This window comes from Quadrisphaera sp. DVD1, from assembly GCF_058932755.1.
In genome coordinates this window covers 1-10,788 of sequence record NZ_JBZYWI010000107.1, presented here as the reverse complement: position 1 = coordinate 10,788, position 10,788 = coordinate 1, and the positions used below count along the sequence as shown (strand labels likewise).

The 10,788-nt window shown below is 73.9% G+C and carries 11 protein-coding genes and 1 pseudogene; 6 read left to right on the top strand and 6 right to left on the bottom strand.

What is annotated here, in order from left to right; all coding sequences use genetic code 11:
- Positions 1 to 138: 138 nt before the first annotated feature.
- The 5 genes and pseudogenes from AC5FZL_RS12175 to AC5FZL_RS12155 form a co-directional block, all read right to left on the bottom strand.
- Positions 139 to 301 (bottom strand): annotated as a pseudogene (locus AC5FZL_RS12175) (response regulator); the annotation flags it as partial.
- 113 nt (positions 302 to 414) lie between these two features.
- Entirely contained in the window at positions 415 to 1,875 is a 1,461-nt protein-coding gene (locus AC5FZL_RS12170) for an FAD-dependent oxidoreductase (protein ID WP_493618964.1), read from the bottom strand.
- 10 nt (positions 1,876 to 1,885) lie between these two features.
- Positions 1,886 to 2,383: a heme-degrading domain-containing protein gene (locus tag AC5FZL_RS12165; protein ID WP_493618962.1), complete on the bottom strand. Its 498-nt coding sequence runs from the start codon at positions 2,381 to 2,383 to the stop codon at positions 1,886 to 1,888.
- Positions 2,380 to 2,937 carry a DsbA family protein gene (locus AC5FZL_RS12160; RefSeq protein WP_493618960.1) on the bottom strand — a complete coding sequence of 186 codons (558 nt, stop codon included), beginning with the start codon at positions 2,935 to 2,937 and terminating at the stop codon, positions 2,380 to 2,382. Before AC5FZL_RS12160 ends, AC5FZL_RS12165 begins: the two co-directional genes overlap by 4 nt.
- Before the next feature lie 76 nt (positions 2,938 to 3,013).
- Complete coding sequence (locus AC5FZL_RS12155) at positions 3,014 to 3,286, bottom strand: GlsB/YeaQ/YmgE family stress response membrane protein (protein ID WP_493618959.1); 273 nt, start codon at positions 3,284 to 3,286, stop codon at positions 3,014 to 3,016.
- Between the two features lie 233 nt (positions 3,287 to 3,519).
- Here AC5FZL_RS12155 and AC5FZL_RS12150 point away from each other — a divergent pair, with 233 nt between their 5' ends.
- Positions 3,520 to 4,467 (top strand): DUF2382 domain-containing protein, encoded by a 948-nt coding sequence (locus AC5FZL_RS12150; RefSeq protein WP_493618958.1) that lies wholly within the window; start codon positions 3,520 to 3,522, stop codon positions 4,465 to 4,467.
- 61 nt (positions 4,468 to 4,528) lie between these two features.
- Here the strand turns inward: AC5FZL_RS12150 and AC5FZL_RS12145 are convergent, their stop codons facing one another.
- On the bottom strand, positions 4,529 to 5,449 hold the full coding sequence (locus tag AC5FZL_RS12145) for an ATP-binding protein (RefSeq protein WP_493618956.1): 921 nt from the start codon (positions 5,447 to 5,449) through the stop codon (positions 4,529 to 4,531).
- Between the two features lie 223 nt (positions 5,450 to 5,672).
- Here AC5FZL_RS12145 and AC5FZL_RS12140 point away from each other — a divergent pair, with 223 nt between their 5' ends.
- The 5 genes from AC5FZL_RS12140 to AC5FZL_RS12120 all read left to right on the top strand — a co-directional run.
- Positions 5,673 to 6,182, top strand: coding sequence for a flavin reductase family protein (locus tag AC5FZL_RS12140; RefSeq protein WP_493618955.1), 510 nt, complete (start codon positions 5,673 to 5,675; stop codon positions 6,180 to 6,182).
- Positions 6,183 to 6,311: 129 nt separating this feature from the next.
- Entirely contained in the window at positions 6,312 to 7,343 is a 1,032-nt protein-coding gene (locus tag AC5FZL_RS12135) for a LacI family DNA-binding transcriptional regulator (RefSeq protein WP_493618953.1), read from the top strand.
- Positions 7,344 to 7,513: 170 nt separating this feature from the next.
- Positions 7,514 to 8,809 carry an ABC transporter substrate-binding protein gene (locus AC5FZL_RS12130; RefSeq protein WP_493618951.1) on the top strand — a complete coding sequence of 432 codons (1,296 nt, stop codon included), beginning with the start codon at positions 7,514 to 7,516 and terminating at the stop codon, positions 8,807 to 8,809.
- A 118-nt stretch (positions 8,810 to 8,927) separates the two neighbouring features.
- Positions 8,928 to 9,896 (top strand): carbohydrate ABC transporter permease, encoded by a 969-nt coding sequence (locus AC5FZL_RS12125; protein ID WP_493618949.1) that lies wholly within the window; start codon positions 8,928 to 8,930, stop codon positions 9,894 to 9,896.
- The coding region (locus AC5FZL_RS12120) for a carbohydrate ABC transporter permease (protein WP_493618947.1) at positions 9,893 to 10,788 on the top strand (896 nt) is incomplete at its 3' end. The genes AC5FZL_RS12125 and AC5FZL_RS12120, both read left to right, overlap by 4 nt.

Below are 10,788 nucleotides of genomic sequence, written 5' to 3'. Positions count from 1 at the left end.
TAGGCACCCAGCATCAGGAGTGGGACAGGGCGGGCGGGGCGTCGGCCAGCTCGAAGACCACGGTCTCCAGATAGCACCAGAACCACGACTCGCCCGGTTCGAACGAGCGGACCACGGGATGCGCGGCGGTGCCGGCGTGCGCCGTGGCGTCTCGCGGAGCACCTGCAGGGCCGACGGCCCGTCGGCCGCCCGCACGACGCGGTGGTCGGCGCCGTAGCGGCGGCGCAGGTCCCGGGCCACGGCCCGACCGACCGACCGACGGGTCGTCGTCGACGGTCAGCAGCACCGGACGGCCCGTCACGGGCGACGCTCGGGCCCGACGCGCACGGGGCCTCCTCGGAGCGAGCCCGGTGCCGGAGCAGCGTTCCTCAGCGCTGCGCACCCGACCGGGGCGCGCCCAGTCGACCAGAGCAGCTACGCGCTGTCCAGGCTCCCGGGTGCACCTCGTCCGGCGTCGTCGGCCGGGTCGCCTGCGGCCCGCAGCGACGCCCGCAGCATCTCCTCGCGGTCGGCCACCTTGATCCGGTCCCGCCCGGCCGCCGCCCCGAGCTCGCGCTCGAAGGCGTCCAGCAGCATCCAGCCCGACCAGTCCACGCAGCGCACGCCGCGCTGCTCGAGGAGGCCCGTCACCGCCTCCGGCTCCGGGTGGGCGGCGCGCGGCAGGCCGGGCAGGTCGGCGACGAGGCTCGCGACGGTCTCGGCGGCGTCCGACTTGGTGTGCCCGATGAGGCCGACCGGGCCGCGCTTGATCCACCCGCTGGCGTACAGGCCGGGGACGACGTCGCCGTCCGGGCCCAGCACCCGACCCTCGTGGTTCGGCACGACCGCTGCCGCCTCGTCGAAGGGGACGCCGGGCACGGGGGAGCCGCGGTAGCCGACGGCCCGGTAGACCGCCTGGACCGGCAGGACGGACAGCTCCCCGGTCCCCACGGCTCGGCCGTCCGCGCCCGGCTCCGTGCGCTCCAGCTCCACGCCGCTGATCGCGTCGGGGCCCAGGAAGCGCACCGGACGCCGCCAGAAGTGCAGGTGGAGGCGCCGCTCGGCGCCGGTCGGAGCGCGCTCGGCGAGCTCGGCCAGCGCCTCGAGGACGTGGCCGGTGTCCCGGGACGCCTCCGCCGCTGCGCGCGAGGCGTCGTCGAGCACGAGGTCGGCGGGGTCGACGACGACGTCGAGGCCGGCCACCTCGCCCAGCTCGCGCAGCTCCATCGCGGAGAAGCGGGCCTGGGCCGGGCCCCGCCGGGCGAGGACGTGGACGTCGGTGACCGCGCTGGCCGCCAGGGCGGCGTGCACGGCGTCGGGGACGTCGGTGGCCAGGAGGTCATCGGCGCGCCGCACGAGCATGCGGGAGACGTCGAGCGCCACGTTGCCGGCTCCGACCACGGCGACCTGCGCGGCGTCCAGGGGCCAGGAGCGCGGGCCGTCCGGGTGCCCGCCGTACCAGGCCACGAAGTCCGCGGCACCGAAGGAGCCGGGCAGGTCCACGCCGGGGACGGGCAGCGCCGCGTCGCGGTCCGCCCCCGTGGTCAGCACCACGGCGTCGTAGAGCTGCCGCAGGTCGGACAGCGCCAGGTCGCCGCCGAGCTCGACGTTGCTCAGCAGCCGGATGTCGCCGCGGGCCAGGAGCTTGGACAGCGCGGTGATGATCCGCTTGATCCGCGGGTGGTCCGGGGCGACGCCGTAGCGGACCAGGCCGAACGGCGCCGGGAGCCGCTCGAGCAGGTCCACGCTGACCGGCCCGGTGTCGCCGCCCGCCTTGACCAGGGCGTCGGCGGTGAAGACGCCGGCCGGCCCAGCGCCGACGACGGCCACCCGGCGCGGCGCCCCACCGGTGGCGCTCGCCCCTGCGCTGGTCCCTGCTTCGGCCCCTGTGCTCACCCTCAGCAGGTTACGACCCTGCGAGCAGGAGCCCGATCGCCTCCACGACGAGGGCGTGGTCGTCCGCCTGGGGGAGGCCGGAGACGGTCACGACGCCCACCACGCCCACGCCGCGCACCCGCAGCGGGAAGGCGCCGCCGTGCGTGGCGTAGCGCGCCGGGTCGACACCGTGCTCGGCGCCGAGGGAATCGCCGCGAGCGGCCAGCCGGCGTCCGACGAGGTAGGACGAGGCGCCGTAGCGCTCCACCACGGCGACCTTGCGCTCGATCCAGCGGTCGTTGTCGGCCGTGGTGCCGGGCAGCGCCGCGTGGAAGAGCTGGTGGGCGCCGCGGCGCACGTCCACGGTGACGGCCAGCCCGCGCTCGCGCGCCAGGCGCACCAGCAGGCTGCCGAGCTCCCAGGCGTCGTCCTCGTCGAAGCCGGGGAGCACCAGCTCCCGCTCCTGCCCCTCGACCTCGGCGACGACCCGCTCGGCCTCCAGCCGGGTCGCGTCGTCGAGGGCGCTCACGCCCCGGCCCGCAGGACCCCGGCCAGCGCCTGGGGGTCGTAGACCAGGCGGGGGTCGACCTCCTCGCCATCCAGGTAGAGCATCGGCGTGCCGTCCGGGTCCTCCTCCGCGAACGCGTCCTCGGCGGCGAGGACCCAGTCGGTGAAGCGCTCCTCGCGGACGCCGGAGGTGTAGCTCTCGCTGGTCAGGCCGACCCGCTCACCGGCGGCCACGAGGTCGTCCGGCGTGAAGCCGCCGGTGTGCTCGCGCGGCTGGTCGGCGAACAGCGCGGCGCGGAGCTCGTCGAACCGACCCTCCTCGGCCGCCAGGGCGAGGGCGTTGGCCGCCCGCACCGACTCGGGGCCCAGGAAGGCGCGCATCCGGTACTCCACGGACAGGCGCCCGCTGGCGACCTCGTCGGCCAGCAGGGACCCGCTCGCGCGCTCGAACTCGCGGCAGTAGGGGCACTGGGCGTCCTCGAAGACCACGAGGTGGCGCGCGGCGCCCTCGTCGCCCAGCAGGACGCCGCCCTCGGAGGTGTGGCCGGAGGGGGCGCTGGTGGGAGGCTCGCTCATGCGCCCTTCCTACCCGTGGGGACGCGAGAGCGCACCAGGGGCCCGGCGGGCCCCTGGTGCGCGAGGCGCTGCGGGATCAGACCCGCGAGGTGCGGCGCATGCGGGTGTAGATCAGCAGGGCGATGATCGCGCCGATGATCGAGCCGATCCAGCCGGAGGGCTGCACGAAGCCGTCGCCGGAGTCGCGACCGAAGATCAGGTAGCCCAGGAGGCCACCGATGAACGACCCGACGATGCCGAGGAGGATCGTGGCGCCGATCCCCATCGACTGGCGCCCGGGCACGATCGCGCGGGCGAGGAAACCGGCGATGAGGCCGACGATGATGATGCCGATGATGGTGCCGAGCACGGTGGTCTCCTTCTCTGGGGCGGTGCGGTGTTGATCAGCGCTCCCGACGGTAGGGGGCAGCGGGCCTCACGGCGACCCCACAGCGGCGAGGCGCCGTCGGAGCGCCCGCGCGCCGCCCGCCAGATCCGGCCCTCGCCAGGGGGTTAGCGGCTCATGGCCGTGGGTAGGGATCACTCGTCCGGAGCAGCCCGCGGCACACCGCGGCGGCTCAGCAGGAACCGGAAGGATCCCCCATGATCGACCAGTCCCAGCTCGGCGACATCCGTGGCACCACGGTCATCGACAGCGACGGCGACAAGATCGGCAAGGCCGGCGACGTCTACCTGGACGACGCCACCGGGCGCCCGGAGTGGCTCACCGTCAACACCGGCCTCTTCGGCACCTCCGAGTCGTTCGTGCCGCTCGACCAGGCGTCCATGACCGGCGACCAGGTGCAGGTGCCGTTCGACAAGGCCAAGGTCAAGGGCGCCCCCCGCGTGGCGACCGACGGCCACCTGGAGCCCTCCGAGGAGGAGGAGCTCTACCGCTACTACGGCCTGGCCACGACCGGTGGCTCGCAGACCGGGGTCCAGACCGGCATGGCGCAGAGCGGCGTCCAGACCGGCACGGCGCAGACGACGACGGGCTCCGCGGGTGACACCTCGGGCCGCCACGCCGCTGACACCGACCTCGACCGCGACCTGACGGCGACCACGGCCACCTCGGGCACGACCGGCACGGGCACGACCGGCATGGGCACGACCGGCACGGACACCAACGCGCACGGCACGGTCGGGCACGACACGTCGGGCCCGACCACCGACAGCGCGATGACCCGCTCCGAGGAGGAGCTGCGCGTCGGCACCCAGACCCGCGAGAGCGGCCGGGCCCGCCTGCGCAAGTACGTCGTCACCGAGCGGGAGACCCAGACGGTGCCCGTCTCGCACGAGGAGGTCCGCCTCGAGCGCGAGCCGATCACCGAGGCCAACGCCGGTGCCGCTCTCGACGGTCCGGCCATCTCCGAGGAGGAGCACGAGGTCGTCCTCCACGAGGAGGTCCCCGTGGTCTCCAAGGAGGCCCGCCCCGTCGAGCGCGTCCGCGTGGACACCACGACGGTGACCGAGCAGCAGCAGGTCAGCGCCGACGTCCGCAAGGAGCAGATCGACCTCGACGCCGGCACGGAGACCGACGTCCGCCGCTGACGACCAGCCAGCACGCAGCGAGGGGCCCCCGGCAGGAGACTGCCGGGGGCCCCTCGCCGTCTCAGCGAGAGGCCGGCTGCGCCGCCTGGAGCTGGGACACGATGGCGTCGAGGTAGCTGCGCCTCAGGTCCGCGTGCTCGGACAGGCCGCCGGCGAGCAGGAGGCGGCCGCTGCGGCCGAGCTCGTCCGCCTCGTCGAGCGCCGCGCGGTAGCGCTGGGCGGCCGACAGGGCGTCCGCCGGGAGCAGCAGCTCCAGGGTGGCGCGCTCCAGGCCCCGGGCGGCCGCGGCGAGGGCCTGGGAGCGCAGCTGGACCCGGCCGGCGTCGAAGTCCGCCGCGGCGGCGTCGAGACGACGGGCGACTGCGAGCTCGTCGTCCCCAGGACCGCGCCCGCCGAGGTCGCGGCCGCTGCCGATGAGCACCAGCCGCAGGTCGCGGACGAGGTCCTCCACGCGCCGCTTGGCCGCGACCACGCGCAGCACGGGCAGGTCGGGCAGCACCACGCGGACGGCCGAGGGGGCTGCGGGCACGGGGGTGGGAGCCGCGTCGGCCCACAGGCCCAGGAGGACCTCGGGGGACGGGGCGAGGCCCTCGGGGCGCTCGGTGGCGCTCAGCGCGAACCACACCGCCTTGCCGCCTGGCAGAACCTGCACGCCCCAGTCCTCGGCCAGCGCCTGGAGCAGCGCCAGCCCGCGGCCGCTGGAGGCGGAGGGGCCCATCGGGGCGGGGGACGGGAGCTGGCGGTTCCGGTCCTCCACGCTGATGCGCACGCCGGTCGGGCTCGTGGCGACGCGCAGGACGATCTCGGTGCGGGCGTGCAGGACGGCGTTGGCGACCAGCTCGGACGCGGCCAGCGCCGCGTCGTCGGTCAGCCGGTCCAGGCCGGCGGCACCCAGCCGCTCGCGCACCAGCCTGCGGGCGGCGGCCACGGACGAGGGCTCGGGCGCCAGGCGCACCACGCGCTCCGCCGAGGGCCCGCTCACGGCGCCAGTCTCCACCAGGGCCGCGCGGTGGCGGGGAGGGCCACGGTCATGACGTGCCTCCTCCCTCCGGCGCCGACAGCTGGTCGGCGGCTCGCCGACGGCCTCGAGCACCTCATCGGCAGGTCCGGCGCCGTCTTGAGCCCGACGACGGCTCTCGACCCGCCGCGTGCGGCAGGCTGGTCTACCGTTCGAGGGTCCGCTGGCACCACGAGGGAGGAGCCCGGTGAGCCCGAACCCGCCGGCCGGCGTCGACCTCGCGTCGGCGTTCCGCTCCGCTGCCTCCAGCGTGTGGGTCGTGACGACGAGCACGAGCAGCGCCACCGGCCCCCAGCCGGTCGGCTTCACCGCGATCTCGCTGGTCTCGGTCTCCCTCGCACCGGCCCTCGTCAGCTTCAACGTCTCGCGCAGCTCCTCGAGCCTGCCGGCCCTGGTGGCCTCCCGGCGCTTCGCCGCGCACCTGCTCGCCGAGGACCAGGAGCCCCTCGCCCGGCGGTACGCCGCCCCGGCGGCCGGCCGCTTCCCCGACGACGGCTCCTGGGAGTGGGGCACCGAGGGCCTGCCCGCCCTGCCCGGGGCCGTGGCGCGCCTCACCGGGAGCGTGCGCGAGCTCGTGGACGCCGGCGACAGCCAGCTCGTGCTGGCCGAGGTGGTCGCCGTCTCCGTCGCCGAGCGGGCGCCCCTGGTCCACCACGGGCGCGACTACCACCGGCTCCCGGGCCGCCGCGCCGCCTGACACGACTGGGCCGGACGAGGGCCTCTCACCTCCCCGCCCGTCGCGGCGCCGCACGTCGAGCGCCGCTGCGCGCCACAATGGTCGCGCCGAGCGGTCAGCCCGACCCCCGGTGCGTCTCCAGGAGGGACTGTGGACCCCGTGGTGCCCGGCCGACCCGCCGCTCCGACGCTGCAGTCCGTCGCAGCCCTCGCGGGGGTCTCCCGAGCCACGGCCAGCCGCGTGCTCAACGGCTCCGACCGGGTCAGCGACGCGGCCCGCACCTCCGTCCTCGACGCCGTCGCGAGGCTCTCTTACGTGCCCAACGCCGCTGCCCGCTCGCTCGTGCGCCGGCGCAGCGACTCGATCGCGTTCGTGGTCGCCGAGGACGAGGAGCGGTTCTTCTCCGACCCGTTCTTCGCGGCGGCCCTGCGGGGGGCCCACACCGTCGTGGCCGGGCGGGGCCTGCAGCTGGTCTTCGTGGTCCTGTCGACCGCCGCCGACCGCGAGCAGTTCGCCCGGTTCGCCGCCTCGGGGCACGTGGACGGCGCCATGCTCGTCTCCACGCACGGGGACGACCCGATGCCCGCGCTGCTCGCCGAGGCAGGGGTCCCGGTGGTGCACTCCGGCCGCCCCCTCGACGAGGGCGACGACGTCCTCTTCGTGGACGCGGACAACACCGGTGGAGCCCGCCAGGCGGCCGGTGCGCTCCTGGACCGGGGGCGGACCCGCCTGGCCACGATCACCGGACCGCCGGACATGCAGGCCTCCCGCGACCGCCTGGCCGGGTTCGCCGCGGCGCTGTCCGAGCGCGGGGTGCCGCTGCCGGAGGAGCGCGTGGCCACCGGGGACTTCACCGTCGAGGGCGGGCGGGCGGCCATGGCGCGCCTGCTCGACCTGTCCCCGGACCTCGACGGGGTCTTCGCCGCGAACGACCTCATGGCGGTCGGAGCGGTGCAGGCGCTGGCAGAGCGGGGCCGAGCGGTGCCCGCGGACGTCGCCCTGGTCGGCTTCGACGACGTCGCCGTCGCCGCCGGCGCCACCCCCGCCCTGACGACGATCCGCCAGCCGATCGACGAGATGGGCCGGGCGATGGCCCGGATGCTGCTCGACGTCCTGGACGGTCGCGAGCGCGTCTCCTCCCTCGTGCTGCCGACCGAGCTGGTGCTGCGCGCCTCCTGCTGACCGGGCGCGCCAGGTCACAGTCGGGTAACCGAGGGGCGCCACGCTTGACGCGTCGCGGAAAGCGCTTCCATAGTGGTGGCACCGCTCATGGGAGCGCTTCCACCGCGCTCACAGCGCGCACTCGGATCAACGTTGATCTGGCCTCGACGCCGAGGCCACCGGGAGGACGCATGAACATCCGCAGGAACACCACGAACCTCGTCGCCATCGCCATCACCGGTTCGCTGCTGCTCACCGCCTGTGGCGGGGACTCCGGCTCGGATTCGGGCTCGGGCAGCGAGGACGGCGGCGTCACGCTCGACGTCAGCCTGTTCGGCACGATGGGCTTCGAGGAGGCCGGCCTGTTCGACGAGTACGAGCAGCAGAACCCGGGCGTCACGATCAACTACGAGTCGACGCAGGAGGAGGCCGACTACTGGACCGCCCTCCAGACGCGGCTCAGCGGCGGCGAGACCCCCGACCTGGTCGGCCTCGAGGTCGGCCGCATCGCGGACGTCACCGGCAACCAGGCCGACAACTTCGCCGACATGGCGAAGCTCGTCCCCGACGCGGTCGAGGGCTACCCGGGCTGGAAGGCCGACGCGGCCACCACCGACGACGGCAAGGTCGTCGGCCTCGGCACGGACATCGGGCCGATGGCGCTCTGCTACCGCAGCGACCTGCTGGGCGAGGCCGGCCTGCCCACCGACCGCGCCGAGCTGGCCGCGCGGATGACCTCCTGGGACGACTACATCGCCCTCGGTGAGGAGTACAAGGCCAACGCCCCCGCCGGCAGCGCCTGGACGGACTCCGCTGGCGGCCTCTACAGCGCCATCCTCTCCACCGAGTCGGAGCTCTACTACGACGAGTCCGGTGAGCCGGTCTGGGACTCCAACCCCGCCCTCCGTGACGCCTTCGACACGGCCGCCGAGGCCGGGCAGTCCGGCCTGACCGCCCGGCTGCAGCAGTTCGCCCCCGAGTGGAACCAGGGCTTCGCGAGCGGCTCGTTCGCCACCATCGCCTGCCCGGCCTGGATGCTCGGGTACATCAGCGGCCAGGCCGGTGACGAGGCCGCGGGCAAGTGGGACGTCGTCCAGATGCCCGGCGGCATGGGCGGCAACTGGGGCGGCGCCTACCTCGGCGTGCCCGAGGCCAGCGACCAGCAGGAGGAGGCGGCCAAGCTCGCCGCCTTCCTGACCTCCCCGGAGACCCAGGTCAAGCTGTTCGGCGAGACGGGCGCCTTCCCGTCCCGCACGGAGGCCATCTCCCAGGTCGGCGACGTCACCAACGAGTACTTCATGAACGCGCCGATCGGCCAGATCTTCGGCCAGGCGGCCCAGGCCGCCCCGGTGCAGACCATCGGCGAGAACGACGGCATCTTCCGCACGCAGATCACCAACGCCCTCGTCTCGGTCGAGGCCAACGGCGTCAGCCCTGACGACGCCTGGAAGGCCGCCGGTCGCGAGATCGAGAACCAGGCCAGCTGACCCACCAGGACTGGCGCTCACCGGGGCGGTCGGCACGGGGATCCACCTCCCGCGCCGACCGCCCCCGTCGGGCCCGGGGGAGTACCGTCCGGGCACTGCAGCAACTGAGAGGGTTGACATGGCCGTCGCCATCGAGTCCCCGTCGTCGGTGCCCTCGGCGGACGGTCAGCCGCCGCGCCAGGGCCGGACGTTCCGGGACAGGCTGTTCCACTTCGATCTGAAGTTCGCGCCGTACGCCTACGTCGCGCCGTTCTTCCTGCTCTTCGCCGTCTTCGGGCTCTTCCCGCTGCTCTACACGGCGTGGATCAGCCTGCACTCCTACCGCCTCGGCGGTGACATGAGCTTCATCGGGCTGGAGAACTACCGGTGGCTGTTCTCCAGCCCCGAGTTCTACAACGCCCTGTTCAAGACCTTCACCATCGGCGTCATCGGCACCGTCCCGCAGCTGCTGCTGTCGCTGGCGGTCGCGCACGCCCTGAACTACCGGATGCGCGCCCGCGGCTTCTTCCGCATCGTGATCATCCTCCCGTACGCCACGTCGGTGGCCGCCGCGACGCTGGTGTTCGCGCAGATCTTCGGTCGTGACGCCGGCTTCGCGAACTGGGTGCTCTCCCTGGTGGGGATGGACCCGATCGACTGGCGCAACGGCAACTGGGCCGCACAGATCGCGATCGGCGTCATCATCGTCTGGCGCTGGACCGGCTACAACGCGCTCATCTACCTGGCCGGCATGCAGTCCATCTCCCAGGACCTCTACGAGTCCGCTGCTCTTGACGGCGCCAACCGCTGGCAGCAGTTCCTCCACGTGACGCTGCCCGGCCTGCGGCCGACGATCCTCTTCACCATCGTCATCTCGACGATCGGGGCGACGCAGCTCTTCGGCGAGCCGCTGCTCTTCGGCGGGGACCCCAGCGGCGGGGCGCTGAGCCAGTACCAGACGCTGGGCCTGTACATGTACCAGCAGGGCTGGGAGTACCTCCAGCTCGGCCGGGCGGCCACGGTCGCCTGGATCACCTTCCTCCTCATCATCGTGCTCGTGCTGCTCAACACCTCACTCGCCCGCTGGCGGACCCGGGAGTCCCGATGACCACGACGTCGGTCCAGAACGCGAGCCTCGCGGCGCCCCCGCCGTCCTCAGGAGGCCAGCGGCGCAGCCGCAAGCGGGGCAACGACCAAGCGGGGTGGATGACCTACACCTTCCTCGCGGTGGTGGCCGTCCTGTCGATCCTGCCGTTCTGGTACATGATCGTCAGCGCCAGCCGGCCCATGGCGGAGATGAACCAGTCGCCGCCGCCGCTGCTGCCGGGTGGGGGCCTGTGGACGAACATCCGCACCGCCCTGGAGGTGCAGCCGCTGGTCCGGGCCATCGTGAACTCCGCGATCGTCTCCGGCGTGGTGGCGCTCGGCACCATCTTCTTCTGCACCCTGGCGGGCTTCGCCTTCGCCAAGCTGCGCTTCCGGGGCCGCAACGCCCTGTTCGCCATCACCATCGGGACGCTGATGATCCCGCCCACCCTGGGCGTGGTCCCGCTCTTCCAGATCATGTCGCGCCTGGAGCTCACCGGGACGCTGTCGTCGGTGATCCTGCCGACCCTGGTGACCGCCTTCGGGGTCTTCTTCATGCGGCAGTACCTCCTCCAGACCGTGCCGGACGAGATCCTCGAGGCGGCCCGGGTCGACGGGGCCAGCACGACCCGCACCTTCCTCAGCATCATCGTGCCGGTCGCCCGCCCGGGCATGGCCGTCCTCGGGATGCTGTCGTTCATGGCGGCCTGGAACGACTTCTTCTGGCCGCTCATCGCGCTCACCTCCCGCAACCCCACCGTCCAGGTGGCGCTGAGCAACCTGGGTCAGGGCTACGTCCCCGACCAGGCGGTCGTCATGGCCGGCACGCTCTTCGGGACGCTGCCGGTGATCGTGGTCTTCGCGCTGCTCGGCCGCCAGATCGTCGGCGGCATCATGGCGGGGGCCGTCAAGGG